24 protein-coding genes are annotated in these 24874 nt (G+C 68.9%); 14 read left to right on the forward strand and 10 right to left on the reverse strand.

Annotated features, from left to right (window positions below; all coding sequences use genetic code 11):
* Positions 1 to 132 precede the first annotated feature (132 nt).
* A complete protein-coding gene (locus OOT46_RS18880) occupies positions 133 to 855 on the reverse strand; it encodes a Crp/Fnr family transcriptional regulator (RefSeq protein ID WP_265405177.1) in 723 nt (240 codons plus the stop codon).
* Positions 856 to 995: 140 nt separating this feature from the next.
* On the opposite strand from OOT46_RS18880, the gene OOT46_RS18885 reads away from it, so the two are divergent.
* The 9 genes from OOT46_RS18885 to OOT46_RS18925 all read left to right on the forward strand — a co-directional run bounded on the left by OOT46_RS18885 (position 996) and on the right by OOT46_RS18925 (position 10835).
* Positions 996 to 2930 (forward strand): AMP-dependent synthetase/ligase, encoded by a 1935-nt coding sequence (locus tag OOT46_RS18885; protein ID WP_265405178.1) that lies wholly within the window; start codon positions 996 to 998, stop codon positions 2928 to 2930.
* Positions 2927 to 3823 (forward strand): ABC transporter ATP-binding protein, encoded by an 897-nt coding sequence (locus OOT46_RS18890; protein ID WP_265405179.1) that lies wholly within the window; start codon positions 2927 to 2929, stop codon positions 3821 to 3823. Before OOT46_RS18885 ends, OOT46_RS18890 begins: the two co-directional genes overlap by 4 nt.
* A 39-nt stretch (positions 3824 to 3862) precedes the next feature.
* Positions 3863 to 4792 carry a branched-chain amino acid ABC transporter permease gene (locus tag OOT46_RS18895; protein WP_265405180.1) on the forward strand — a complete coding sequence of 310 codons (930 nt, stop codon included), beginning with the start codon at positions 3863 to 3865 and terminating at the stop codon, positions 4790 to 4792.
* 15 nt (positions 4793 to 4807) lie between these two features.
* Positions 4808 to 5872, forward strand: a complete 1065-nt coding sequence (locus OOT46_RS18900) for a branched-chain amino acid ABC transporter permease (RefSeq protein WP_265405181.1) — start codon at positions 4808 to 4810, stop codon at positions 5870 to 5872.
* A 38-nt stretch (positions 5873 to 5910) separates the two neighbouring features.
* Positions 5911 to 7233, forward strand: coding sequence for an ABC transporter substrate-binding protein (locus OOT46_RS18905; protein WP_265405182.1), 1323 nt, complete (start codon positions 5911 to 5913; stop codon positions 7231 to 7233).
* On the forward strand, positions 7230 to 8090 hold the full coding sequence (locus tag OOT46_RS18910; protein ID WP_265405183.1) for an ABC transporter ATP-binding protein: 861 nt from the start codon (positions 7230 to 7232) through the stop codon (positions 8088 to 8090). Before OOT46_RS18905 ends, OOT46_RS18910 begins: the two co-directional genes overlap by 4 nt.
* A gap of 75 nt (positions 8091 to 8165) precedes the next feature.
* A complete protein-coding gene (locus OOT46_RS18915; protein ID WP_265405184.1) occupies positions 8166 to 8405 on the forward strand; it encodes a hypothetical protein in 240 nt (79 codons plus the stop codon).
* Positions 8402 to 9682, forward strand: a complete 1281-nt coding sequence (locus OOT46_RS18920; protein ID WP_265405185.1) for a phenylacetate--CoA ligase family protein — start codon at positions 8402 to 8404, stop codon at positions 9680 to 9682. Before OOT46_RS18915 ends, OOT46_RS18920 begins: the two co-directional genes overlap by 4 nt.
* Positions 9683 to 9863: 181 nt before the next feature.
* Positions 9864 to 10835, forward strand: a complete 972-nt coding sequence (locus tag OOT46_RS18925) for a tripartite tricarboxylate transporter substrate binding protein BugD (RefSeq protein ID WP_265405186.1) — start codon at positions 9864 to 9866, stop codon at positions 10833 to 10835.
* Between the two features lie 262 nt (positions 10836 to 11097).
* Here the strand turns inward: OOT46_RS18925 and dtd are convergent, their stop codons facing one another.
* From dtd to tyrS, 3 genes are read right to left on the reverse strand one after another with little or no spacing between them, the layout of a single operon-like run.
* Entirely contained in the window at positions 11098 to 11547 is a 450-nt protein-coding gene (dtd, locus tag OOT46_RS18930) for a D-aminoacyl-tRNA deacylase (RefSeq protein ID WP_265405187.1), read from the reverse strand.
* Entirely contained in the window at positions 11547 to 12446 is a 900-nt protein-coding gene (locus OOT46_RS18935; protein WP_265405188.1) for a cation diffusion facilitator family transporter, read from the reverse strand. The genes dtd and OOT46_RS18935 overlap by 1 nt, the downstream gene beginning before the upstream one ends.
* An 18-nt stretch (positions 12447 to 12464) precedes the next feature.
* Positions 12465 to 13736, reverse strand: coding sequence for a tyrosine--tRNA ligase (gene tyrS / locus OOT46_RS18940; RefSeq protein WP_265405189.1), 1272 nt, complete (start codon positions 13734 to 13736; stop codon positions 12465 to 12467).
* A gap of 235 nt (positions 13737 to 13971) precedes the next feature.
* On the opposite strand from tyrS, the gene OOT46_RS18945 reads away from it, so the two are divergent.
* The 3 genes from OOT46_RS18945 (at position 13972) to OOT46_RS18955 (ending at position 19011) form a co-directional block, all read left to right on the forward strand.
* Positions 13972 to 15348 carry a M23 family metallopeptidase gene (locus tag OOT46_RS18945; protein WP_265405190.1) on the forward strand — a complete coding sequence of 459 codons (1377 nt, stop codon included), beginning with the start codon at positions 13972 to 13974 and terminating at the stop codon, positions 15346 to 15348.
* 353 nt (positions 15349 to 15701) lie between these two features.
* On the forward strand, positions 15702 to 17870 hold the full coding sequence (locus OOT46_RS18950) for a beta-glucosidase family protein (RefSeq protein ID WP_265405191.1): 2169 nt from the start codon (positions 15702 to 15704) through the stop codon (positions 17868 to 17870).
* Positions 17871 to 17898: 28 nt separating this feature from the next.
* Positions 17899 to 19011, forward strand: a complete 1113-nt coding sequence (locus tag OOT46_RS18955) for an anhydro-N-acetylmuramic acid kinase (RefSeq protein ID WP_265405192.1) — start codon at positions 17899 to 17901, stop codon at positions 19009 to 19011.
* A gap of 84 nt (positions 19012 to 19095) precedes the next feature.
* On the opposite strand, the gene erpA is transcribed toward OOT46_RS18955, so the two are convergent.
* From erpA to rplM, 6 genes are all read right to left on the reverse strand, one after another.
* A complete protein-coding gene (erpA, locus tag OOT46_RS18960) occupies positions 19096 to 19473 on the reverse strand; it encodes an iron-sulfur cluster insertion protein ErpA (protein WP_265405193.1) in 378 nt (125 codons plus the stop codon).
* A gap of 35 nt (positions 19474 to 19508) precedes the next feature.
* Positions 19509 to 19931, reverse strand: coding sequence for a bactofilin family protein (locus tag OOT46_RS18965; RefSeq protein ID WP_265405194.1), 423 nt, complete (start codon positions 19929 to 19931; stop codon positions 19509 to 19511).
* Between the two features lie 161 nt (positions 19932 to 20092).
* Entirely contained in the window at positions 20093 to 20812 is a 720-nt protein-coding gene (locus OOT46_RS18970; RefSeq protein WP_265405195.1) for a DUF6776 family protein, read from the reverse strand.
* Positions 20813 to 20831: 19 nt separating this feature from the next.
* Positions 20832 to 21872 (reverse strand): N-acetyl-gamma-glutamyl-phosphate reductase, encoded by a 1041-nt coding sequence (gene argC, locus OOT46_RS18975; protein WP_265405196.1) that lies wholly within the window; start codon positions 21870 to 21872, stop codon positions 20832 to 20834.
* A gap of 160 nt (positions 21873 to 22032) precedes the next feature.
* A complete protein-coding gene (rpsI, locus tag OOT46_RS18980) occupies positions 22033 to 22425 on the reverse strand; it encodes a 30S ribosomal protein S9 (protein WP_265405197.1) in 393 nt (130 codons plus the stop codon).
* A gap of 9 nt (positions 22426 to 22434) precedes the next feature.
* Complete coding sequence (rplM, locus tag OOT46_RS18985) at positions 22435 to 22863, reverse strand: 50S ribosomal protein L13 (RefSeq protein ID WP_265405198.1); 429 nt, start codon at positions 22861 to 22863, stop codon at positions 22435 to 22437.
* A 381-nt stretch (positions 22864 to 23244) separates the two neighbouring features.
* Here rplM and OOT46_RS18990 point away from each other — a divergent pair, with 381 nt between their 5' ends.
* Both OOT46_RS18990 and OOT46_RS18995 read left to right on the forward strand, forming a co-directional pair.
* Complete coding sequence (locus tag OOT46_RS18990; protein WP_265405241.1) at positions 23245 to 23931, forward strand: GNAT family N-acetyltransferase; 687 nt, start codon at positions 23245 to 23247, stop codon at positions 23929 to 23931.
* Between the two features lie 157 nt (positions 23932 to 24088).
* Positions 24089 to 24862: a DUF2726 domain-containing protein gene (locus OOT46_RS18995; RefSeq protein WP_265405199.1), complete on the forward strand. Its 774-nt coding sequence runs from the start codon at positions 24089 to 24091 to the stop codon at positions 24860 to 24862.
* Positions 24863 to 24874 lie beyond the last annotated feature (12 nt).

The following is a 24874-nucleotide window of genomic DNA, read 5'->3' on the forward strand; positions in this document are numbered from 1 at the left end:
CGCAGGCCCATTTTTTTCGGTGGTTTTCTTGTTCTGTGCGGGCTCGTCTTGTACGCGGGGCGCCGAACGCCCTCGCTCCGGCGACCCGCCCTGGCCGTCGGTAGAGGTCAGTATATCGACGCGCTGCGCAGCTCAGCTGTGGAAGACTTGGCGCTGCAGGCCGTCCAGATCCAGCACACGCACGCCGCCGTACTCGATGCGGATGAGCCCGCTGCGCTGCAAGGTGTGCAAGGCCTCGTTGACCCGCTGGCGCGACAGCCCCACCAGCATGCCCAGCTCCTGCTGCGTGATGCGCAGCAAAGAGCCGACGCCCGGGTAGAGCACCGGATGGAACAGCGCGGCGAGGCTGCGCGCCACCCGCAGGTCCGGGTCGTTGAGGCGGTCGATCTCGCGCGCGGCAATGAACTGGCCCAGGCGCTCGTTGAGCTGGCGCATCACGAAGCGGTTGAAGGGGATGCTGTTGTCGAGCAGACGATGGAAGCTGGCCATCGGCAGCCCCGCGACCGTGCTTTTGCGCAGGGCCTGCACGTTGTAGCGGTAGGCCTCGTGCTTGAGCAGCGTGCCCTCGCCGAACCAGGCGCCGGGCGGGATGCCGGTGAAGGTCACCGGTGCCCCCACCGAGGAGTCGTTGTTCATCTTGAGCAGGCCGCTGACCACCCCCAGCCAGTAGCTCGGGGTGCGACCGATGCGGCACAGCAGCTCGCCGGGGTGGGCCTCGGCGACCTGGAGCTCCTCGGCCACACGGTCGCGGTCGGCGGGCTCCAGCGTCTGCAGCCACACGATGTCGGCCAGCTCGGCCGGTGTCGCGTGGCGAGCCCGGCGGTGCAGCGGAGTGACGGCAGCGGCTTCGGCCATGGGCTCACACTCGGGGTAATTCCCCTGGGGATGGACCCTAGGATTGTCGTCACAACGACAACCTGGCGTCAAACTCCTGCCTAGCATCTGCCCCAACTTCCCTCGCCGCCCGGCTCGGGAGGCCCCTAAGGAGACCGACGGTGCCCAGCACGTTTCCGCGTCTGTTGCTCGAGCACGCCAGACGCCGCCCCGACCGGCCGGCGCTGCGCGAGAAGGAATACGGCATCTGGCAAACCCTCAGCTGGGCCGCGCTGGCGCAGCTGGTGCGCGAGCTGGCCGGCGGCCTGGCGGAGGCCGGCCTGCGGCGCGGCGAGCACATCGTGGTGGTCGGCGAGAACCGGCCCCGGCTCTACGCGACGATGCTGGCGGCCCAGTCGCTCGGGGCCATCCCGGTGCCGCTGTACCAGGACGCGGCGGCCGCCGAGTTCGTCTACCCGCTGCAGAACGCCGAGGTCCGCTTTGCGGTGGTGGAAGACCAGGAACAGGTCGACAAGCTGCTCGAAGTGCGCCCGGACTGCCCCCAGCTGCAGCACCTCTTTTTCGACGACGGGCGCGGGCTGCGCCACTACCGCGAGCCCGGCCTGGCGAGCCTGGACGGCCTGCTCGAACGCGGCCGCGCTCACTTGGAGGGCCACCCCGGGCTGTTCGACGCCGAGGTCGCGCTCGGCACGCCGGACGATGTCGCGGCGATGTTTTTCACCTCCGGCACCACCGGTCTGCCCAAGGGGGTGGTGCACACCCACCGCGCACTGATCGACCGGGCCCAGGCCGGGGCCCGCTTCGACCGGCTGAACGAGCGCGAGGAAGTGCTGGCCTACCTGCCGCCGGCCTGGATCGGGCAGAACAGCTTCAGCTATGCGCAATGGCTGGCCTGCGGCTACGTGGTCAGCTGCCCGGAATCGGCGGCCACCGTCACCACCGACCTCAAGGAGATCGGCCCGACCTATTACTTCGCGCCGCCACGCGTTTTCGAAAGCCTCCTGACCAGCGTGACGATCCGCATGGAAGACGCCGGCCGCGCCAAGCGCTGGCTGTTCGAGCGCTGCATGGCGCTGGCACGTCGCGTCGGGCCGGCGCGCCTGGACGGGCGGAGCCTGGGCCTCGCCGACCGCCTGCTCTGGCGCCTGGGCGACCTGCTGATCTACGGCCCGCTGCGCAACACCCTGGGCTTCAGCCGCATCCGCGTCGCCTACACCGCAGGCGAGGCGATCGGGCCCGACCTCTTCACCTTCTACCGGGCCATCGGCATCAACCTCAAGCAGCTCTACGGCTCGACCGAGACCGCCGTGTTCGTCTGCCTGCAGCCCGACCACCAGGTGCGCGCCGACACGGTCGGCGTGCCGATCGACGGCGTCGAGCTGAAGGTGGAGCCGAGCGGCGAGATCCTGATCCGCTCGCCCGGCCTGCTCAAGGAATACCACCGCAACCCGGAAGCCACCGCCGAGGTGAAGACCGCCGACGGCTGGTACCGCTCGGGGGACGCCGGCTACATCGACACCGACGGCCACCTGCGCATCATCGACCGGGCCAAGGACGTCGGGCGGCTGCAGGGCGGGGCGCTGTTCGCGCCCAAGTACATCGAGAACAAGCTGAAGTTCTTTCCCTGCATCAAGGAGGCGGTGGCCTTCGGCGACGGCCGCCAGCAGGTCTGCGCCTTCGTCAACATCGATATCGAGGCGGTCGGCAACTGGGCCGAGCGGCGCGGCCTGCCCTATGCCGGCTACACCGACCTGGCGCAGAAGCCCGAGGTGTATGAGCTGGTGCGCGAATGCATCGAGAAGGTCAATACCGACCTGGCGGCCGACGCTCGCCTGCACGCCTGCCAGATCGCCCGCTTCCTGGTGCTGCACAAGGAGCTGGACGCCGACGACGGGGAGCTGACCCGCACCCGCAAGGTCAGGCGCGGCCATATCGCCGGCAAGTACCGAGTCCTGGTCGACGCCCTCTACGAGGGCCTGGCCTCGCAGTACATCGAGACCGAAGTGCGCTTCGAAGACGGCCGGCGCGGCCAGGTGAAAGCCGAGCTGCGCTTGGCCGACGCCCGCACCTTCACCCCGCTCAGGAGCGCCGCATGAGTGTGCTCGCCGCCCGCAAGGCGCTTCCCCCTGCCGCCCCGCACGAAAGCGCGGCGCCGGCCGCGGCCCCGGCGCCGGCCGACCTCGACGGCTCGCATGCGTCGCCGGGGGCTGGCCGCCACATCGGTGACGTGATCCTCGAGGTGCGCGACATCTCGCTGGGCTTCGGCGGCGTGAAGGCGCTGAGCGGCATCAGCTTCGACGTCCGGGAACACGAGATCCGCGCCATCATCGGCCCCAACGGTGCCGGCAAGAGCTCGATGCTCAACTGCATCAACGGGGTCTACGCGCCGCAACAGGGGGCCATCTGCCTGCGCGGGCAGGCCTTCCGCCACATGAACCCGCGCCAGGTGGCCGAGATGGGGGTGGCCCGCACCTTCCAGAATCTGGCCCTGTTCAAGGGCATGAGCGTGCTCGACAACTTGATGACCGGGCGCAACCTGAAGATGAAAAGCTCGCTGCTGCTGCAGGCGCTGCGCTGGGGCCCGGCCGAGCGCGAGGACATCGCGCACCGCGAAGCGGTCGAGCGCATCATCGACTTCCTCGACCTGCAGGCCTGCCGCAAGACGCCGGTCGGCCGCCTGCCCTACGGACTGCAGAAGCGGGTCGATCTGGGCCGGGCGCTGGCGATGGAGCCGCAGCTGCTGCTGCTCGACGAGCCGATGGCCGGCATGAACGTCGAGGAGAAACAGGACATGTGCCGCTTCATCCTCGACGTCAACGACGAGTTCGGCACCACGATCGTGCTGATCGAGCACGACATCGGCGTGGTGATGGACCTCAGCGACCGGGTGGTCGTGCTCGACCACGGCCGCAAGATCGCCGACGGCACGCCCGCGCAGGTGCGGCAACACCCCGACGTGATCCGCGCCTACCTGGGCACGGCGCACTGAAACATCACAACGCGACACCACCGGGAAAGGCGGCAGGCGATGGGTTTTTTCCTCGAAACGCTGTTCGGCGGGTTGATGGCCGGCATGCTGTACGCGCTGATCGCGCTGGGTTTCGTGCTGATCTTCAAGGCCTCGGGCGTGTTCAACTTCGCGCAGGGCGCAATGGTGCTGTTCGCGGCGCTCGCGATGGCGCGCTTCTCGGAGTGGTTCCCGCGCTGGCTGGGTTTCGAGAGCCGGCTGCTGGCCAACCTGCTGGCCTTCGCCGCCGCGATGGCGGTGATGGTCGTGCTGGCCTGGCTGATCCAGAAGCTGGTGCTGGGCCGGCTGGTCAACCAGGAGGGCGTGACGCTCCTGATGGCAACCCTGGGCATCACCTACTTCCTCGACGGCTTCGGCCAGACCCTGTTCGGCTCGGACATCTACAAGATCGACGTCGGCATGCCGAAGGACCCGCTGATCCTTGCCGAGCAGGCCTTCCCCGGCGGCATCCTGCTGAGCCAGGAGGACCTGATCGCCGCCGGGGTCGCCGCCGCGCTGGTGGCCGCCCTGGCGCTGTTCTTCCAGAAGACCGGCACCGGCCGCGCGCTGCGCGCGGTGGCCGACGATCACCAGGCGGCCCAGTCCATCGGCATCCCGCTCGGACGCATCTGGGTCATCGTCTGGTCGGTGGCGGGTTTCGTCGCGCTGGTCGCCGGCATCGTCTGGGGCTCCAAGCTGGGGGTGCAGTTCTCCCTCTCGCTGGTCGCGCTCAAGGCGCTGCCGGTGGTGATCCTGGGAGGGCTCACCTCGGTGCCGGGCGCCATCGCCGGCGGACTGATCATCGGCGTGGGCGAGAAGCTCTCCGAGGTCTACCTCGGGCCGGCATTGGGCGGGGGCATCGAGATCTGGTTCGCCTATGTGCTGGCGTTGCTGTTCCTGCTGGTACGGCCGCAAGGCCTGTTCGGCGAGAAGATCATCGACCGGGTCTGACCTTTAGGAAGAGACATGCTCTACCGCGAAAACGGCCAGTTCAAGACCAGCTACCGGGCCGACCAGCAGATCTTCCCCATCCGCCAGGACCGTATCGCCATCGCGCTGCTGCTGGTGCTGGCCTTGGTCGTGGTGCCGGCGCTGGCGCCCGAGTACCTGCTGCGGGCGCTGCTGATCCCCTTCCTGATCCTGTCGCTGGCCGCGCTCGGCCTGAACATCCTGGTCGGCTACTGCGGGCAGATCTCGCTCGGCACCGGCGCCTTCATGGCGGTGGGCGCCTATGCAGCCTACAACTTCCAGGTGCGCATCGACGGGATGCCGCTGGTGGCCTCGCTGCTGCTGGGCGGGTTGTGCGCGACCGGCGTGGGGGTGCTGTTCGGCATCCCCTCGCTGCGCATCCGCGGGCTCTACCTGGCAGTGGCAACGCTGGCGGCGCAGTTTTTCCTCGATTGGGCCTTCCTGCGCATCAAGTGGCTCACCAACGACACACCCTCCGGCTCGGTCAGCGTCTCGGGCCTGGAGGCCTTCGGGCTGCCGGTGGAGACCCCGGTGCAGAAGTACCTGTTCTGCCTGCTTGTCGTGGTGGTCTTCGCACTGCTGGCCAAGAACCTGGTGCGCGGCGCCATCGGCCGCGAGTGGATGGCCATCCGCGACATGGACGTGGCCGCCGCGGTGATCGGCATCCGGCCGGTCTACGCCAAGCTGACCGCCTTCGCGGTCAGCTCCTTCCTGGTTGGCGTGGCCGGTGGGCTGTGGGGCTTCGTGCACCTCGGCTCGTGGGAGCCGGCCGCCTTCAGCATCGACCGCAGCTTCCAGCTGCTGTTCATGGTCATCATCGGCGGGCTGGGCTCCATCATGGGCAGCTTTTTCGGCGCCGCCTTCATCGTCGTGCTGCCCTTGCTGCTGAACCAGGTGCCGGGGTGGTTCGGGCTGCCACTGTCGACCGCGACCGCCTCGCACCTCGAATACATGATCTTCGGCGCCTTGATCGTCTGGTTCCTCATCGTCGAGCCGCACGGCCTCGCCCGCCTCTGGTCCACCGCCAAGGAAAAGCTGCGCCTGTGGCCCTTCCCACACTGATGTTCCCGCACAAGACCGACACGACAGGAGAAAAGTCCATGAGCCTCAAGTCCCTCGCCCTCGCGGCCGCGCTCGCCTGCAGCGGCGCCCTGATGCCCGGCGCCGCCGCGGCCCAGGCCAAGGAGCAGTTCTTCCCGGTGCTGGTCTACCGCACCGGCGCCTATGCGCCCAACGGCGTGCCCTTCGCGAACGGCTACGTGGACTATCTCAAGCTGGTGAATGCCCAGGGCGGCATCAACGGCGTGAAGATCAGCTTCGAGGAATGCGAGACCGGCTACGCCACCGACCGCGGCGTCGAATGCTACGAGCGGCTCAAGGGCAAGGGCGCGACGGTGTTCCAGCCGCTGTCCACCGGCATCACCTTCGCGCTGACCGAGAAGGCGCCGCAGGACAAGATCCCGCTGGTGACGGCGGGTTATGGCCGCTCGGAATCGGCCGACGGCGGCGTCTTCAAGTGGAATTTCCCGCTGCTGGGCACCTACTGGGTCAGCGCCGATGCGCTGGTCCAGCACGTCGCCAAGCTCGAGGGCGGGGCCGCCAAGCTGCGCGGCAAGAAGATCGCGCTGGTCTACCACGACTCGCCCTTCGGCAAGGAGCCCATCCCGCTGCTGCAGGAGCGCGCGCGCCTGCACGGCTTCGAGCTGCAGCTGCTGCCGGTGACGGCGCCCGGCGTCGAGCAGAAGGCGACCTGGCTGCAGGTGCGCCAGAGCCGGCCCGACTACGTCTTCCTGTGGGGCTGGGGGGTGATGAACTCGACCGCGCTGAAGGAGGCCCAGGCCACCGGCTACCCGCGCGACAAGATGTACGGCGTCTGGTGGGCCGGCGCCGAGCCGGACGTGAAGGATGTCGGCGAGGGCGCGCGCGGCTACCACGCGGCGGCCTTGCAGCACGGGGCCCATCCCGACGCCAAGGTGATCCAGAACGTGCTGTCCCTGGTGCACGCCAAGGGCCAGGGCACGGGCCCCAGGGAGGAAGTCGGCACGGTGCTCTACATGCGCGGGATGCTCTCGGCCATGCTGGGTGTGGAGGGCGTCAGGCGCGCCCAGGAGCGTTTCGGCAAGGGCAAGGTGATGGGCGGCGAGCAGGTGCGCTGGGGCCTGGAGAACCTGGCGCTGGACCAGAAGAAGCTCGACGCGCTGGGTTTCGCCGGCGTGATGCGCCCGGTGAGCACCTCCTGCGTGGACCACATGGGCTCGTCCTGGGTGCGGGTGCACAGCTGGGACGGCAAGAAGTGGAGCTTCAGCTCCGACTGGTACCAGGCCGACGAGCAGATCCTCAAGCCGCTGGTGAAAACCGCCGCCGATCGCTACGCGGCCGAAAAGAAGCTGGAGCGCCGCACGCCGGCGGACTGCCAGTCATGAGCGGAGCGGCGGTCCTCGAAGATCCTGTGCGGGCCGGCGCTGCCACGACGCGGCGTCCGGCGCTCCTGGAGGTCAAGGGCATCGAGGTGATCTACAACCACGTGATCCTCGTGCTCAAAGGCGTTTCGCTGCAGGTGCCCGAGGGCGGCATCGTTGCGCTGCTCGGTGGCAACGGGGCCGGCAAGACCACCACCCTGCGTGCCGTCAGCAACCTGCTGCAGGGCGAGCGCGGCGCCGTCAGCAAGGGCAGCATCGAGCTGCGCGGCGAGCGCATCGAGGCGCTGTCGCCCTCCGAACTGGTGCGCCGCGGTGTCGTGCAGGTGATGGAAGGCCGCCACTGCTTCGCCCACCTCAGCATCGAGGAGAACCTGCTGACCGGCGCCTACACGCGCCGCGATGGCAAGGCCGCGGTGGCCGAGACGCTGGAGAAGGTCTACGGCTACTTCCCGCGCCTCAAGACACGCCGCCACTCGCAGGCCGCCTACACGTCCGGCGGCGAGCAGCAGATGTGCGCGATCGGCCGCGCACTGATGAGCCAGCCGAAGATGGTGCTGCTCGACGAACCCTCGATGGGCCTGGCGCCCCAGGTGGTCGAGGAGGTCTTCGAGATCGTGCGAGACCTCAACCAGCGCGAGGGTGTCACCTTCCTGCTGGCCGAGCAGAACACCGCGATGGCACTGCGCTATGCCGACCACGGCTACATCCTGGAAAACGGCCGCATCGTGATGGACGGCGCCGCCGCGGCGCTGGCCGACAACGAGGACGTCAAGGAGTTTTACCTCGGCATCGGCGGCGGCGACCGGCGCAGCTTCCGCGACGTCAAGAGCTACCGGCGCCGCAAACGCTGGCTGGCCTGAGGCCGGCCCCGGATTCGGAGGACAGCATGGACGACTTTTTTTGCCCCGCCCCCCTTCAACGCCGCCGAGGCCCTGGTGCAGCTCAGACGCACGCTGCGCGACTGCCGGCCGCTGCAGGAGCGCGGCGGCAGCTTCGAACTGGGGGGCCGGCCGGTGGTCGAGCTGGCGCAGGAGGGCGAGACCCTGCGGGCGGCGCTGGTGCGCCGCCCGGACCGCTCGCCCGAGTGGGAGCGGCGCGTCCTCGCCGACGCGGCCCAGGTGCGGCAGTTCATCGACGAGGTGAAACGCCGGCTGGCGAACTGGAGCGAGGAATGAGCCAGCAGCCGCCGGAGCACTACGACAGCCTCGAAGGCCGTGATCCGCAGGAGCGGGAGGCGGCGCTGATGCGCGCGCTGGCCGAGCAGGTCGCGCACGCGCAGGCCCACACGGCCGCCTACGCCGAGCTGCTGGCCGGTGTCGACGCCCGCGAGGTCACGACACGCGAGGCGCTGCGCGAGCTGCCGGTGACGCGCAAACACGAGTTGCTGCAACGCCAGCAGGCGCGCCGCAGCCACGATGCCTTCGGCGGCCATGCCACGGTCGGCTGGCGCGGCATGGGAGCCGGCCGCGGCGTACGCCGGGTGTTCCAGTCGCCCGGGCCGCTCTACGAGCCGGAAGGCGCGGCCCCGGACTACTGGCGCGCTGCCCGGGCCCTGCATGCAGCGGGCGTTCGTGCCGGCGACCTGGTGCACAACAGCTTCAGCTACCACCTCACGCCGGCCGGCTCGATGATGGAAGGCGGGGCGCTGGCACTCGGCTGCGCGGTGTTTCCCGGCGGCACCGGCCAGACCGAGCTGCAACTGCAGGCCATGCACGAGCTGCGCCCGCAAGCCTATGTCGGCACGCCCGGCTTCCTGAAAATCCTGCTCGACCGCGCCGAGGCGCAGGGCCAGCCGCTGCGGGGCCTCAGCAAGGCGCTGGTGTCGGGTGAAGCCTGCCCGGCGGCACTGCGCGACTGGTTCGGCACACGCGGCATCGTGTCTTTTCAGTGTTACGCGACCGCCGACCTCGGGTTGGTGGCCTACGAAACGTCGGCCCGCGAGGGCCTGGTGCTGGACGAAACACTGATCCTGGAGATCCTCGCGCCCGGCAGCGGCGAACCGGTGGCCGAGGGACACATCGGGGAGGTGGTCGTCACGACACTCAACCGCGACTACCCGCTGATCCGCTTCGCGACCGGCGACCTGTCGGCCGTCTTGCCCGGCCCCTGCCCCACCGGCCGCACCAACACCCGCCTCAAGGGCTGGCTGGGCCGGGCCGACCAGAGCGCCAAGGTGCGCGGCATGTTCGTGCACGCCGCCCAGCTCGACGAACTGCTGCGCCGCCACCCCGAAGTGGCGCGCGCCCGGCTGGTGGTGAGCGGCGCGCCGGGACAGGACTGCATGACCCTGCGCGTCGAGCTGGCGGCCGGCAGCGGCGACGCCGCCACGGCACAGGCCTTGGGCGACACCCTGCGCGAGCTCACCCGGCTGCGAGGCGAGGTGGAGCTGCTGGCGCCCGGCACGCTGCCGGCCGACGGCCGGCTGATCGAGGACATGCGGCGCCACGACTGACGCGCGGCCGGCCGCCTGTTTTGACACACTCCTGCGCCTCGACGCGACGTTCGCGCGCAACGCGTCGCCAGGCCCCGCTCGGTAACACCCCTTTACGTAGTTTCCGTGATGCAGAAGCGGTCCCGGCCCTCTAGCATCACGGCGTTTTCGAGCTTGTCGTCCACCTGACCAGGAGACCCCCATGAAACGCTTGCTGATGGCGGCTGCCGCCGTCTTTGCTGTGACCGGCGCCATCGCGCAGGACTACCCCACCAAGCCGGTGACTTTTGTCGTGCCCTTCGCCGCCGGCGGCCCGACCGACAAGGTCGCGCGCGACCTGGCCGAGGCGATGCGCAAACCCCTGGGCGGCCAGATCATCATCGAGAACGTCGGCGGCGCCGGCGGCACCCTGGGCCAGACCAAGGTGGCCAAGGCCTCCAACGACGGCTACACGCTGCTGCTCGCGCACATCGCGATGGCGACCGCCCCGTCGCTGTACCGCAACCTGCAGTACAAGACGCTCGACGACTTCGAGTACCTCGGCCTGGTCAACGAAGTGCCGATGACCCTGATCGCCCGTTCCACCCTGCCGGCCGGCAACTACGCCGAGCTGAACAAGTGGATCAACGACAACAAGGGCAAGATCAACATGGCCAATGCCGGCCTGGGATCGGCCTCGCACCTGTGCGGCCTGCTCTACATGTCCACCGTGAAGATCGACATGGTCACCGTGCCGTACAAGGGCACCGGTCCGGCCATGACCGACCTGATCGGCGGCCAGGTCGACCTGATGTGTGACCAGACCACCAACACCACGCCGCAGATCGTCGGCGGCAAGGTCAAGGCCTATGCCGTGACCAGCCCCAAGCGCCTGACCACCGACTCGCTGAAGAACCTGCCGACGCTGGACGAGTCCGGACTGAAGGGCTTCCAGGTCGCCATCTGGCACGGCCTGTACGCGCCCAAGGGCACGCCCAAGCCCGTGCTCGACAAGCTGAACGGTGCGCTCAAGGCCGCGCTGAAGGACCCCGAGTTCATCAAGCGCCAGGAAGCGCTGGGCGCCGTGATCGTGACCGACGGCCGCATGAACCCGGCCGAGCACAAGAAGTTCGTCGAGGCCGAAATCAACAAGTGGAGCCCGGTCATCAAGGCGGCCGGCCAGTACGCCGACTGAGCCTCGCCAGAGCTGCTGCCTGCGCCCGCCGCAGGCCGGCCGCCCCGCCGCCAGGCCGGGCGGCTTTTTTTATAGGGTCTGTTCACACTACGGCGGGTTGTGCGAGGGGTCTGCCCGGGCGCAGAGCTAGGCGGACGACGCTGCCCAGACTGGACGTCTGGGCGAGGAGTCCAACGACGCGCTGCGCCCGGGCACGACCCCCTCCCTCCAGGTTGCGGCCCTTTGGGTCGCAACGCACAACCCGCCGCAGTGTGAACAGGCCCTAGGCCGGCGGCGCGAAGCGCAGCGGGATCGTGACCGGCCCGTCATTGACGAGATGGACCTTCATGTCGGCGCCGAACTCGCCGGCGGCAACCTGAGGATGCCGCTCGCGCGCCCGGCCCAGCAGGTGGTCGTAGAGCCGGCGCCCCTCGGCGGGCGGCGCCGCCTGGGTGAAGCTGGGCCGGTTGCCGCCCGAGACGTCGGCCGCCAGCGTGAACTGCGACACCAACAGCAGGCCGCCGCCGACGTCGCACACGCTCTGGTTCATCTTGCCGTCGGCGTCGCCGAAAACGCGCAGCTTGAGCAGCTTGTCGAGCAGGCGGTCGGCCTGGGCCTCGCTGTCGCCCACCTCGGCGCAGACCAACACCAGCAGGCCGGCGCCGATCTCGCCGACGGTCCGCCCCGCGACGAGGACACGGGCTTCGCTCACTCTCTGGATCACCGCCAGCATCAGACCTCCCCTTCCTGATTCACACGGGCCCGACCCAAGGGCTCGACATGGCTGGGCAGCAGTTCGATGGTGACATGCAGGCCGCGCACGGCCTGCATCAGCGCGGCCTCCACCTCCATGCGGTGGGCGGCGGCCGTGTCCAGCCGCCATGAGCCCGGCACATGCATGTGCAGCTCGCAGAACTTGGCCCCGGCGGCGCGCCGGGTGCGCAGGTCGTCGAATCGCACCTCCGGCTGCGCCAAGCCAGCCAGTGCGACCTCGATCTGCTGCCGGTCGGCTTCGTTCAGCGCCCGGTCCATCAGCCCGTCGATGGAGCGGCGCAGCAGACCCAGCGCCTCGCGTGCGATGTTGAGCGCCACCGCGATCGCCAGCACCGGGTCGAGCCAGAGCGCGCCGGTGACCGGCACCAGCAGCAGGCCCAGCACCACGCCGACGGAGGTCCAGACGTCGGTCAGCAGGTGGCGGCCGTCGGCCTCCAGCGCGATCGAGTCGTAGCTGCGCGCCGCGCGCAGCAGCAGCCAGGCCACCGCCCCGTTGATGGCCGAGCTGAGCAGCGACAGCACGGCCCCGAGACCCAGGGCCTGCAGCGGCTGAGGCTCGAGCAGGCGATCCAGGGCCGCCCAGACGATCGCCAGCGCCGCGCCGAGGATCAGCAGCCCTTCGAAGCCGCTGGAGAAATACTCGGCCTTGCTGTGGCCGTAGGGGTGGTCGCGGTCGGCCGGGGCGCGCGCGACGGTCACCATGGCGAGCGCGAACACTGCGGCAGCCAGGTTGACGAAACTCTCCATCGCGTCGGACAGCAGGCCGACCGAGCCGGTGAACCACCAGGCGCCGGTCTTCAGCGCGATCGTCGCGAAGGCCGCGACGATGGACAGCTTCAGGTAACCGGAGACCGACATGCCGGCCTCACGCCGGCCTCAGGCCAGCGTCACCTTCGCGAACTTGCGCTTGCCGACCTGGATGACAAAGGTGCCGGCGTCCACCTTCAGACCGCGGTCGCTGACCGTGGCACCGTCGATCTTCACGCCGCCCTGCTCGATCAGGCGGTTGGCCTCGGCGCCCGAGGGCGCGAGGCCGGCCTGCTTGAGCAGCGCCCCGATGCCCAGCGGCGCGCCGCCCAGCGTCACCTCGGGGATGTCGTCCGGGATGCCGCCGCGGGCCCGGTTGTTGAAGTCGGCGAGCGCCTGCTCCGCCGCTGCGGCGCTGTGGAAACGGGTCACGATCTCCTGGGCCAGCATCACCTTGGCGTCGCGCGGGTTGCGGCCGGCCTCGCACTCGGCCTTGAGCCGGGCGATCTCCTCCAGCGAGCGGAAGCTCAGCAGCTCGTAGTAGCGCCACATCAGCTCGTCCGAGATGCTCATCAGCTTGCCGAACATCTCGTTGGCCGGCTCGGTGATGCCGATGTAGTTGCCCTTGGACTTGGACATCTTCTCGACACCGTCCAGGCCCACCAGCAGCGGCATCGTGAGGATGCACTGAGGTTCCTGGCCGTACTCCTGCTGCAGGTGGCGGCCCATCAGCAGGTTGAACTTCTGGTCGGTGCCACCGAGCTCCAGGTCGCTGTTCAGCGCCACCGAGTCGTAGCCCTGCATCAGCGGGTATAGGAATTCGTGCACGGAAATCGGGGTTCCGGCCTTGAAACGCTTGGTGAAATCGTCGCGTTCCATCATGCGGGCCACGGTGTATTTGGCGGCCAACTGGATCATGCCGCGCGCCCCCAGCGGATCGCTCCATTCGGAGTTGTAGCGAATCTCGGTGCGGTCCCGGTCGAGCACCAGGCTGGCCTGGCGGTAATACGTCTCGGCATTCGCCTTGATCTGCTCGGCGGTCAGCGGCGGGCGGGTGGTGTTTCGGCCGGAGGGGTCGCCGATCGTCGACGTGAAGTCGCCGATGAGAAATATCACCGTATGGCCCAGGTCCTGAAGCTGGCGCATCTTATTGAGCACCACGGTGTGCCCGATATGGATGTCAGGAGCCGTCGGATCCAGGCCCAGCTTGATCCGCAATGGCATGCCTGTTGCTTCTGACCGTGCGAGTTTGCTCAACCACTCCGCCTCGGGCAACAGTTCGTCGCAACCCCGCAAAGAAATTGACAGGGCCGCGCGAACTTTGTCGGTGATCGGGTGTCTCGTGACAGGGGCCGGCGCCTCGTGCGGTGTTTTGTCGGTGCTTGTCACAGTTGCAGACATGGGGTGGGCCACGGCAAACGTTTCAGAAGTAAGCGATATACGGGTTATTTCAGACGGGGAGCTGGAAAGTGCGGTTGCTATACTTTGCCGCACTTTCACCCCCAGCTTGGTGCCTCGGCATTCTAGTGGACGGCTTCGTTGTTGCCGCCCGCTGCGCTGAGGGGTCCGTTCTACACTGCGGGCAGACCGCGCGGTCCTCGTGACCCTGCCGTCTGCCCCTGAAAGACAGAAGAAATTGAAAGCGTTGGAGACTCTGGAGCGTGGCTTCGACCACGCGACCGCATGGGCACACCACCACCGTCGCGGCATTGTCGCGGGCGTGGTCAGCCTGCTGCTCGGCACGGGCATCACGGCTTTCGGTGTTGCTCCTTTCACAGCAACCGACGTGCCCCCGCTGGCCAGCCGCACCATCGCCGAAGAGGTGCTGCCTGTCGCGCTTGACGCGCAGGTCGAGGCGCTTGACCAGTACCTGCTGGAACTCACCCGCAGCGACCTGACCCGCAGCAGTGACACGGTCGACTCGCTGCTGAGCCGCCTCAACGTCAGCGATGTCGAGGCCGCCGCCTTCCTGCGCAGCGACGCGGTCGCTCGCAAGCTCCTGCAGGGCCGGCCCGGCAAGATGGTGCAGGTGGTCACGGGCGAGCGTGGGCAGCTGCGCGAGCTGATCGCCCGCTACCCCGCCGAGGACCCAGCGCGTTTCAACACCCATTTCACCCGCCTCACGGTGATCCGCGACCCGCTGGGCTTCCGCGCCCGCACCGAGCAGGCCCCGCTGAGCTCGCAGGTGCGCCTGGGCAGTGGCACGATCCGCACCTCGCTGTTCGCCGCCACCGACGAAGCCCGCCTGCCTGACACGGTGGCCAGCCAGCTGGCCGAGATGTTCGCCAACGAGATCGACTTCGCCCACGACCTGCGCCGGGGCGACCACTTCAGCGTGCTCTTCGAGGCGCTGGAGGCCGACGGCGAGCCCATCACCTGGAACCAGGCGGCGGGCCGCGTGCTGGCCGCCGAGTTCCGCAACGGCGGCAAGACCTACGAGGCGGTCTGGTATCAGGCGCCCGGCACCAAGGGCGCCTACTTCGACTTCAAGGGCCAGAGCATGCGCCGCGCTTTCCTCGCCTCGCCGATGGAGTTCTCGCGTGTGACCTCGGGCTTCGCGATGCGCTTCCACCCGGTGCACAAGACCTGGCGCCGCCACCTGGGCGTCGACTACGGGGCGCCGACCGGCACCGCCGTGCGCACCGTCGGCGAAGGTGTGGTCGAGTTCGCCGGCGTGCAGAACGGCTACGGCAACGTGGTCTACATCAAGCACCGCGGCGAGCGCGTCACCGTCTACGCGCACCTGAGCCGCATCGGCGTGCGCAAGGGCCAGATGGTGGCGCAGGGCCAGTACATCGGCGCCGTGGGCGCCACCGGCTGGGCCACCGGACCGCACCTGCACTTCGAGTTCCGCCAAGGCGGCGAACACGTCGATCCGCTGCAGATCGCCCGCGCCTCGGAAGCCGTGACCATCCCCGCCGCCGCACGCCCGATGTTCATGGTGCACGCCGGCGCGATGAAAACCCAGCTGGCCGCCGCGGCTGCGGGCACCAGCGTCGCCAGCGCCGACTGAGCGATGTCCCCGCGCCGGGCAGCGCCCTGCTGCCCGGCGGGCCGCCGCTTGGCGGCCCTTGGCGCCGGTGTTCGCCGGCCGCTTGTTGTTGTCCCGCTCCGACCCTTCCCTGGCGATAGTCACGGCTTGTCCCTGCCGGGCGCTGCGTGCACCCTGACCGTGCACGCGCGCGACCGGCGTTGCGGTGGCCCGCCCAGCCGCTTCGTTGATGGCGCCCCTCCAGGTCCAGATTCGGAGCTCCCATGTCTTGTTGTGTCCGCCCGCCCGCCCCCGCATCGGTCCGCCCCGCCGCCGCGCTCACCCCGGCTTCGGTGGCACCAGCCCTCACCACACGCCGCCGTCGAGGCGCCGCTGTGCTCCTTGCCGCCCTGCTGGCCGGCTGCACCAGCGGTGGCCCGCCGCCCGACCCCTCCGAGCGGCGCGCGCGGGAACTGCTGACGCAGCTGAGCCTCGACGAGAAGATCCAGCTGGTGCACGGCGTCGGCGAGGTGCCGGAAGGAGCCGGCCTGATCCCCGGCATTCCCCGCCTCGGCATCCCGGACCTGCGCTACGTCGACAGCGCCAGCGGCATCAATCTCGCCGGTTCAGGGGCGACGCCGCTGCCCGCGCCGATCGCACTGGCCGCCACCTGGGACGCCGACCTCGCCGAAGCCTACGGCCGCCTGATTGGCCAGGAGCTGCGGGCCCTGGGCATCGCGGTGGGGCTGGGCACCGGCATCAACCTGGCCCGCGAGCCGCGCAACGGCCGCACCTTCGAATACATGGGCGAGGATCCGGTGCTGGCCGGCGTGCTGGCGGCCCGGCGCACCGCCGCGACCCAGCAGGAACAGGTGGTGGCGACCATCAAGCACCTGGGCTTCAACCACCAGGAAACGCGGCGCTTCAGCTCCAACTCGGTGGTTGACGAGCGCACGATGCGCGAGCTGGAGCTGCTGGCCTTCGAGATCGCTGTCAAGGAGGGACGGCCGGGCAACGTGATGTGCGCCTACAACCTGGTCAACGGCCTGAAGTCCTGCGAAAGCCCCTACCTGATCGAGACCGTGCTCAAGCAGGACTGGGGCTACCCGGGTGTGGTGCAGAGCGACTGGGTGCTTGCCGTGACCGACACCGAGCGCGCTGCCCTGGCCGGCCTCGACGAGGAGCAACCCGGTTCGCTCAACGACTTCGTGGGCAGCTACGGCGTGCAGACCTTCTTCAACCAGCGCCTGAAAGCCGCCGTGCAGGACGGCCGGGTGCCGGCAGACCGGCTGGACGACATGGTGCTGCGCAAGCTGCGCACGCTCTACCGCATCGGCCTGATGGACCGGCCGCCCGGCCCGCGCCAGCCCATCGACCGGGAGGCCGGGCACAGGCTGGCCCACCAGATCGCGACCGAGGCGATGGTGCTGCTGAAAAACGACGCGCCGGCTGCGGGCAGTACGCCGCTGCTGCCGCTGCAGCCCGCGGCACTGCGTTCGGTGCTCGTGGTCGGCGCGCATGCCGATGCGGGGGTGATCTCCGGGGGGGGATCGGCCCGGGTGCCGCCACCCGACGGCATCGATCCGGTCCCGTGCACCGAGCCGGAGAGGCAGCCTGGGCCGGAGGCGCTGTTCCGCGCCTGCGCGACCTACTACCCGTCGGCGCCGCTGCACGCGCTGCGTGAGCGCTTGCCCCAGGCACAGCTGCGCTACCTGGACGGCCGCAACGCCGCGGCTGCGGCCGAAGCGGCGGCTGCCGCCGACCTCGCGATCGTGTTCGCCTCGCAATGGACCAGCGAGCAGGTCGACCTGGCCTCGCTCGCCTTGCCGGGCCCGACCACGGACCCGACCAACCACCCCTACGACCAGGAGGCGCTGATCCGCGCGGTCGCGGCGCGCAACCCGCGTACCGTCCTCGTGCTGCAGACCGGGACCGCGCTCACCATGCCCTGGCTGGACGCGGTCCCCGCGGTGCTGCAGGCCTGGTACCCGGGCGTGAAGGGCGGCGAGGCCATCGCGGATGTCTTGCTCGGGGCGGTCAACCCCTCCGGCAAGCTGCCGCTGACATTTCCGCGCGGCGAGAGCGACTTGCCGCAGCCGGTCATCTCCTCGACCGAGCTGGACGTGGTCTACCGCGAAGGCCTGGCAATGGGCTACCGCTGGTTCGACAGCCGGGGCCTGACCCCGCTGTTTCCCTTCGGCCACGGTCTGTCCTACACCCAGTTCGCCTACTCCGGGCTGAGTGCCGCAGCCTATGGGCGCGGCGGCGTGGAGCTGCGCTTCACCCTGGCCAACACGGGCGCGCGCGAAGGCGCCGAGGTGGCCCAGGTGTATGCCAGCCTGCCCGCGAGCGCGGGCGAGCCCCCGCAGCGGCTGGTGGGCTGGCAGAAGGTGAAGCTCGCCGCCGGTGAGCGCCGAGAGGTGGTCATCCGCATCCCGCGCGAGCGCCTCGCGATTTGGGACACAGGGGCCCACCGCTGGCGGGTGCCTTCCGGCAGCTACACCTTGCGGGTCGGCGGCTCGTCACGCGACGCCGGGGCGCAAAGCACGACAGTCAGGCGCTAGCGGCGGCAAGACCGGCACAATCGCGGCCATGAACCAGCTCTACATCGGACTGATGTCGGGCACCTCGCTCGACGGCGTCGACGGCGTGCTCGCGGACTTCGGCGACCCGGCCCTGCCGATACAGGTGCTGGACCATGTCGCCCTGCCCTTCGAGGCCGATTTCCGCGCTCAGCTGCTGTCCCTCAACAGCCCGGGGGACAACGAGCTGCACCGCGCCGCGCTGGCCGCCAACCGGCTGGCGCAGGCCTACGCCGAGGTGGTGCAACGCCTGCTGCAGCAGACCCGTCGCGCGGCGACCGAGATCGCCGCGATTGGCGCCCATGGCCAGACGGTGCGTCACCGGCCGCTGGAGTTCGACGGCCACGGCTACACGCTGCAGCTGCACAACCCTTCGCTGCTCGCCGAGCTGAGCGGCATCGCGGTGGTGTCCGACTTCCGCAGCCGCGACGTCGCGGCTGGCGGGCAGGGCGCCCCGCTGGTACCGGCCTTCCACCGGGCGGTTTTCGGCAAGCCCCAGGCGGCGGTGGCAGCCCTCAACATCGGCGGTATCTCCAACCTGACCCTGCTGGCGCCCGACGGCCTCACACTCGGCTTCGACTGCGGGCCGGGCAATGCCTTGATGGACTTGTGGTGCGCCCGCCATCTCGGCCGGAACTACGACGCCGGGGGCGCCTGGGCGGCGCAAGGCCGGGTGCAGCCCGAACTGCTGGCGGCCCTGCTGGCCGAACCCTGGTTGCAGGCCGTGCCGCCCAAGAGCACGGGCCGCGACCTCTTTAATGCCGCCTGGCTGGAACAGCGGCTGGCACGGCACCCCGCGGAGCCGGTCGATGTGCAGGCGACGCTGTGCGAGTTCACCGCAGCCGCCTGTGCGCAACACCTGCAGGCCCACGCGCCCACCACACGCGAGCTCATCGTCTGCGGCGGCGGGGCCTTGAACACCCACCTGATGCGCCGGCTCGCGGCCTCACTGCCCGGCGTCGCGGTGGTCGACAGCTCGCACTGCGGGCTGCCGCCGCTGCAGGTCGAGGCCGCCGCTTTCGCGTGGCTGGCACGGCAGCGACTGAGCCTGGAGCCGGGCAATCTGCCGGGCGTCACCGGCGCTCGCGGGCCGCGGGTGTTGGGGGGGTGGTACGCCGCCTGAGGCCGGAAACGACAAAGCCGCCCGCAGGCGGCTTTTCGGACAGCCGGCGCTCGCTCTGGCGGGCAGGCCGGCGGCGGCCGAGGCTCAGGTCGAGAAGCTCGAGCCGCAGCCGCAGGTGGTCGTCGCGTTGGGGTTCTTGATCACGAACTGGGCCCCTTCGAGGTCTTCCTTGTAGTCGATCTCGGCACCGGTGAGGTACTGCAGGCTCATCGCGTCGATCAGCAGGGTCACGCCGTTCTTCTGCATCTGAGTGTCGTCCTCGTTGACGATCTCGTCGAAGGTGAAGCCGTACTGGAAGCCGGAGCAGCCGCCGCCCTGCACGAACACGCGCAGCTTGAGCTCCGGGTTGCCTTCTTCCTCGACCAGTTCCTTCACCTTGGACGCGGCGCTGTCGGTGAAGATGATGGGGGCGGGCGGGATATCGGTGTTGGCGGGGGCGAGGGTCTCGGCGACGGCGGTCATACTTTCTCCTGGGGCGTTGGGGCCGACAACGGCAATTATCCGTTGTTCGACGCCAGCTTCAGCGCGTTGGCGGTAGCGGTAGCGGCACTAGTTGCGGCCTGCGACTCGCGCTTCAAGGGATGCACCTCGCCTTCGATGGTGGCGCCCTGGTGCATCTCGAGCGAGTGGTAGCAGACATCGCCGAAGATGCGCGCCTTGGGTTGCAGCTCCAGCAGGTCGTCGGACTCCACCGGGCCTTCAACAGTGCCGTTGATGATGACATGGCCGGCCTTGACCTTGCCCGAGACCCTGGCTTTTTCGCTGATCACGAGGATGCTCCCTGCGTCGCCGGAGGCGACGACGTCGCCGACGATCTCACCGTCGATGCGCAGGCCCTCGCTGAACCCGAGACGACCTTCGATGCGGGTGCCCTCGCCGATGAGCGTGCGTATGGGCGGCTGTTTCTTCTTGCCGAACATGGTGGTTTCTCCAACGATTGAATGGCGGCTGGACCGAAGGGTCGTGCCGCTCTTGAAAGGCGCCGGCCTGTCGAGCCGTGCCGGCTCTCGAGAAACAACGCGGGCCGTCCCGGGCTGCCTTGCCTGCTTGGAGGCGGCCGCACTGCGGCGGCCTTGGGCGCTCAGGACGAGCTGAAACTGATGGATTGTTGTGCACGTAACGTGCCTGCGGCATCGGTAACGCGAACTTGAACTTGTTTTACCACGGCCTGAGCCGGGAAGTCGATGACACCTTCCACACGCTGGTACTGTTTCACTTGTAAAGGACGCGCGCCGCCCGGCATGGCGAGGCTCCAAGCTTGGCCGTCCAGGGTCCCGGTGAGCGTGACTTCGTAACGGCCGGTGAATTCGGGCAGGGTCTTGCCGTTCTGCATCATCAGCAGCTGGTAGCGCAGCTGTCCCGGTGCAGTGGCCTCGGCCTGCAAGGAGCGCACCGCCAGTGTCTGGTGGCGGCTGGACGGCAACAGCCGTTCGAAGAAGCCCAGGTCGTTCTTGAGGGCCAGGTTTTCCGCCTCCAGCTCCCGCACCTGCGTCGCCAGGCGGTCCTGGGCGACCCGCTTGGCGGTCAGCAGGCTCTCGGCGGTGTTGGCGATGGACTGGGCCTTGTCACGCTCCTCGCGCAGTTGCGCCACCTCGGCGCGCAGCCGGCGCAGTTCCTCGGGATTGCCGCGGTCCAGGCCGGCCAGCGACTTGCCCAGTTCGAAGGCCCACAGGGCCAGCGCCGCGGAAAAACCGAGCATCAGCGCCAGCACCACCCAGCGCAGCGGCCAGGGCAGGCTGCTGCGCACCGTCATGCGCGGCGAGCTGATGGACAGCCGCCGCCGGATCAACTTCCAGCGCATGTCTTGCGATCCGTCGCGCTCAGGGCAGTACCGGCACGAGCATCAGCCCCGCGGTCTCGTCGAGACCACACATCAGGTTCATGCACTGCACCGCCTGGCCCGACGCGCCCTTGGTCAGGTTGTCCTCGACCACCAGCACCATGGCCAGGTCCGGCTCGGGCTTGTGCACCGCGATGCGCACGATGTTGGAGGCGCGCACCGAGCGTGTCTCGGGGGCCGAGCCCGGCGGCATCACGTCGACGAAAGGCTCGCCCTGGTAGAAGTCCTCGAACAGCTTCTGCAGGTCGACGCCCTGCCCGGCCGGCGTCAGGCGCGCGTACAGGGTCGAATGGATGCCGCGGATGGTGGGCAGCAGGTGGGGCACGAACAGGCAGTTCACGTCGTCGTGGCCGGCCACCATCCGCAGCTGCTGGTTGATCTCGGGGCCGTGCCGGTGACCCTTGACGCCGTAGGCCTTGAAGTTGTCGCTGGCCTCCGCCAGCAGCGTGTGCACCTCGGCCTTGCGCCCGGCGCCGGAGGCGCCCGAGGCGCAGTTGGCGATCAGCTGCCTGGCCAACACCAGGCCCGGCGTCCTGAGCAGCGGCGCGAAGCCCAGTTGCACGCTGGTGGGGTAGCAGCCGGGATTGCCGACCACGCGGGCCCGCCTGATGGCCTCGCGGTTCAGCTCGGGCAGGCCGTAGACCGCTTCGCCGAGGATGTCGGGACAGGTGTGCGGCATGCCGTACCACTTCTCGAACTCCGCCACGTCCTTCAAACGGAAGTCGGCCGCCAGGTCGATGATCTTGACGCCGGCGTCGAGCAGCTCGCGGGCCTGGGCCATCGCGACGCCGTGCGGCGTCGCGAAAAACACCACGTCGCAGTCCGAGAGCCGGGCCTCGTCCGGCGTCACGAAGGCCAGGTCGATGCGGCGGCGCAGCGAGGGGTACATCTCGGCCACCGGCATGCCGGCTTCCTTGCGAGAGGTGATCGCGGTGATCTGCGCCTGGGGATGCTGCGACAGGATGCGCAGCAGTTCCACCCCGGTGTAGCCCGTACCACCGACGATACCGATCTTGAGCATGTGAACCTCCGAACGAAGGGCGCCGGAATCGCTTGCCGGGCCACGGGCTGCAAAAAGAGGATGGATTGTAGGGTCTGCCCAGGTCGGCGCAGAAAGCACAAAGGCCGCCCGGAGGCGGCCTTTGTGTTGCCAGAAGCAAGCTCTTGTGAGCCGACGTGTCTCAGCGCTTGCTGAACTGCTTGCGGCGGCGGGCGCCGTGCAGACCGACCTTCTTGCGCTCGACTTCACGAGCGTCGCGGGTCACGAAACCGGCCTGGCTCAGCTGGGGCTTCAGTGCCGCGTCGTAGTCGATCAGTGCCCGGGTGATGCCGTGGCGCACCGCGCCGGCCTGGCCCGACTCGCCACCACCGTGGACGTTGACCTTGATGTCGAAGGCCTCGCCGTTGGCGGTCAGCATCAGCGGCTGACGCACGATCATGATCGAGGTCTGGCGGCCGAAGTACTGGTCCACGGGCTTGCCGTTGACCGTGATCTGACCGCTGCCCTTCTTGATGAAGACGCGGGCCACCGACGACTTGCGGCGGCCGGTACCGTAATTCCAATTGCCGATCATCGCCGCTCCTTAGATTTCCAGCGCCTTGGGCTGCTGAGCGGTGTGCGGGTGGGTGGCACCGGCATACACCTTCAGCTTCTTGATCATGGCGTAGCCCAGAGGACCCTTCGGGAGCATGCCCTTGACGGCCTTCTCCAGCGCACGGCCGGGGTGTTTGGCCTGCATGTCCTTGAACTTGGTGCCGTAGATGCCGCCCGGGAAGCCCGAGTGACGGTAGTACACCTTTTGTTCGGCCTTCTGGCCGGTGACACGGATCTTGTCGGCATTGACGATGACGATGAAGTCACCGGTATCGACGTGAGGCGTGTAGATGGCTTTGTGTTTGCCGCGCAGGCGGAGAGCGACTTCGCTGGCCACTCGTCCGAGCACCTTGTCGGTGGCGTCAATCACAAACCACTCGTGCTTCACCTCGGCCGGCTTGGCGCTGAAGGTTTTCATGAGCATTTCCAAGTTGGTTTGTTCAACCCGTGTGCGTCCCTGCGGCGCGCAGGACAACGCGGGGCGCGGTCGGTGCTGCTTCTTGGGGCCTGGGCTCGTGGAAGAGCCCGGGCCGGCAGCCTCTTAGGCGCCTCTGCCGCCTTGCCCCGGCGACGCCGGAAGGCAGGGCATGACAGATCTTCCCGGGGTTGAAGACGGGAAAGCGGGCGACTATAGCAGCAAAGAGCAAGCCGCGCCAGCCGATTGGCGCGTCGCGTGCAATCGTGCCCGACTCCCCTGCCCAACTTGGCATATCATTCAACTTGTCAGGGTTAACCCTAGGTCAAGGAGAACGTCATGAGCCCTTCCGCAAATGCCATCGGAGCACCCCGAATCGCCGGGATGCCTGCCGACGTGCCGGATCGGACCGAGGGTGCGCCCGAGCCACGCCCCTTCTCCTGGGTGCCGATCCGTTCGCTGGCGCCGCGCCACCGCGCCCGCATTCTGCGCCACCTGCTGGGCCTGGAGCCGCACGACCGCTACCTGCGCTTCGGTTATGCGGCCGGCGATGCCCAGATCGAGAAATATGTGGAATCGCTCGATTTCGAACGCGATGAGGTGTTCGGCGTGTTCAACCGCCGGCTGGAACTGATCGCGGTCGCCCATCTGGCCTACGAAGCGCCGCAGCAGATCGCCGGGCGCCCTGCGATGGTCGAGTTCGGGGTATCGGTCTCGCCGAGCGCGCGTGGTCGCGGCCTCGGTGCGCGCCTGTTCGAACGTGCCGTGATGCACGCGCGCAACCGCCGCATCGACACGCTGTACATCCACGCGCTGAGCGAAAACACCGCGATGCTGAAGATCGCCCGGCGCGCCGGCGCCCAGGTGGAGCGCGACGGCAGCGAATCGGAAGCCTATCTGAAGTTGCCGCCCGACACCTTCGCCACCCACCTCGAACAGCTGCTGGAGCAGCAGGCTGCCGAGGTCGACTACCGGCTCAAGGTCAACGCCAAGCGTTTCCAGAGCCTGCTGGAAGGCTTTGCCGAGGTGAAGGCGGGCATCGGCGCGCGGCGCCGTCGCACCTTCGACTGAAGCCGGCCGTCCGCTGTCGAGGTCAGGCGGCAGGATCCCCGGGATGAGCGGTGCCCGCGACAACCGGGCCGCCCTATGATCCCCCCTGATCCTCGCGCGATCTTCGCGCACCGACTGATGAGAACAAACACGACGGCCACGGCTGCAGCGTGAGGCCATGCAGACCGAATTCCTGATCGCCGCCCTTGCCGGCGCCACCCTGCTCCTGTTGGGGCTGCTGGCGTGGCAACTGTCCCGGCGCCGCCGCCCTCCTTCCCTGCCCAAGGAATGGCACTTGATGCTGCGCCCGGTCTTCACGGCCGACGAGCGGCGCATGCACCGCCAGCTGCGCGAGGCCTTTCCCCAGCACATCGTGCTGGCCAAGCTGCCGCTGACCCGTTTTACCCAGCCCACCGAGCCCAGCCGGGTGGCTTACTGGCACGGCATGATCGGCGCCCTCCACGTCACCTTCGCGATCTGCACGCCCAACGGGCGCGTCGTCGCGGCCATCGACGTCGAGGGGCGGCAGAACCACTCCCGCCGCGCCACGGCCATCAAGACCGGGGTGCTGGAAGCCTGCCGGGTCCGCTACCTGCGGTTTTTCGCTGACGAACTGCCCAGTCTCCAGGAGGTGCAGCGCCTGGTCGACCCCGATCCCGCCGGTCTTGGCGCCGCTCCGGCGGGCTTCGCCGAGGCCCGCGACACGCTGGCCACCACGGTGCGCAAGCGGCGCGAGCAGCGGGCGGCGACCGGCTGGCAGGACTCCAGCTTCTCGCAGGACTCCTTCTTTGCGCCCGACAGCCGCCTCGACGGCCTGGTGGAAAGCGGCTTCATGGACGTGGCGCCGGCCTCACCGCCGGCCGCGGCGGAGACAGCCGCCCCGGTGCCGCCCCCCGAGCCCACCCCGGCGCTCGAATCGGCAGGCCTGCCGACGAAAGGGCAGGCCTCCTGAGCCTGGCCGAAG

The organism is Aquabacterium sp. A7-Y (genome assembly GCF_026153205.1).
Lineage (GTDB): Bacteria > Pseudomonadota > Gammaproteobacteria > Burkholderiales > Burkholderiaceae_C > Caldimonas.

What these genes read in the sequence shown, in the direction of transcription:
- OOT46_RS18880 (WP_265405177.1), bottom strand. Translation starts at nt 855, where the DNA reads ATGGCCGAAGCCGCTGCCGTCACTCCGCTGCACCGCCGGGCTCGCCAC.
- OOT46_RS18890 (WP_265405179.1), top strand. Translation starts at nt 2,927, where the DNA reads ATGAGTGTGCTCGCCGCCCGCAAGGCGCTTCCCCCTGCCGCCCCGCAC.
- OOT46_RS18895 (WP_265405180.1), top strand. Translation starts at nt 3,863, where the DNA reads ATGGGTTTTTTCCTCGAAACGCTGTTCGGCGGGTTGATGGCCGGCATG.
- OOT46_RS18900 (WP_265405181.1), top strand. Translation starts at nt 4,808, where the DNA reads ATGCTCTACCGCGAAAACGGCCAGTTCAAGACCAGCTACCGGGCCGAC.
- OOT46_RS18905 (WP_265405182.1), top strand. Translation starts at nt 5,911, where the DNA reads ATGAGCCTCAAGTCCCTCGCCCTCGCGGCCGCGCTCGCCTGCAGCGGC.
- OOT46_RS18910 (WP_265405183.1), top strand. Translation starts at nt 7,230, where the DNA reads ATGAGCGGAGCGGCGGTCCTCGAAGATCCTGTGCGGGCCGGCGCTGCC.
- OOT46_RS18920 (WP_265405185.1), top strand. Translation starts at nt 8,402, where the DNA reads ATGAGCCAGCAGCCGCCGGAGCACTACGACAGCCTCGAAGGCCGTGAT.
- OOT46_RS18925 (WP_265405186.1), top strand. Translation starts at nt 9,864, where the DNA reads ATGAAACGCTTGCTGATGGCGGCTGCCGCCGTCTTTGCTGTGACCGGC.
- dtd (WP_265405187.1), bottom strand. Translation starts at nt 11,547, where the DNA reads ATGCTGGCGGTGATCCAGAGAGTGAGCGAAGCCCGTGTCCTCGTCGCG.
- OOT46_RS18935 (WP_265405188.1), bottom strand. Translation starts at nt 12,446, where the DNA reads ATGTCGGTCTCCGGTTACCTGAAGCTGTCCATCGTCGCGGCCTTCGCG.
- tyrS (WP_265405189.1), bottom strand. Translation starts at nt 13,736, where the DNA reads ATGTCTGCAACTGTGACAAGCACCGACAAAACACCGCACGAGGCGCCG.
- OOT46_RS18955 (WP_265405192.1), top strand. Translation starts at nt 17,899, where the DNA reads ATGAACCAGCTCTACATCGGACTGATGTCGGGCACCTCGCTCGACGGC.
- erpA (WP_265405193.1), bottom strand. Translation starts at nt 19,473, where the DNA reads ATGACCGCCGTCGCCGAGACCCTCGCCCCCGCCAACACCGATATCCCG.
- OOT46_RS18965 (WP_265405194.1), bottom strand. Translation starts at nt 19,931, where the DNA reads ATGTTCGGCAAGAAGAAACAGCCGCCCATACGCACGCTCATCGGCGAG.
- OOT46_RS18970 (WP_265405195.1), bottom strand. Translation starts at nt 20,812, where the DNA reads ATGCGCTGGAAGTTGATCCGGCGGCGGCTGTCCATCAGCTCGCCGCGC.
- argC (WP_265405196.1), bottom strand. Translation starts at nt 21,872, where the DNA reads ATGCTCAAGATCGGTATCGTCGGTGGTACGGGCTACACCGGGGTGGAA.
- rpsI (WP_265405197.1), bottom strand. Translation starts at nt 22,425, where the DNA reads ATGATCGGCAATTGGAATTACGGTACCGGCCGCCGCAAGTCGTCGGTG.
- rplM (WP_265405198.1), bottom strand. Translation starts at nt 22,863, where the DNA reads ATGAAAACCTTCAGCGCCAAGCCGGCCGAGGTGAAGCACGAGTGGTTT.
- OOT46_RS18990 (WP_265405241.1), top strand. Translation starts at nt 23,245, where the DNA reads ATGCCTGCCGACGTGCCGGATCGGACCGAGGGTGCGCCCGAGCCACGC.
- OOT46_RS18995 (WP_265405199.1), top strand. Translation starts at nt 24,089, where the DNA reads ATGCAGACCGAATTCCTGATCGCCGCCCTTGCCGGCGCCACCCTGCTC.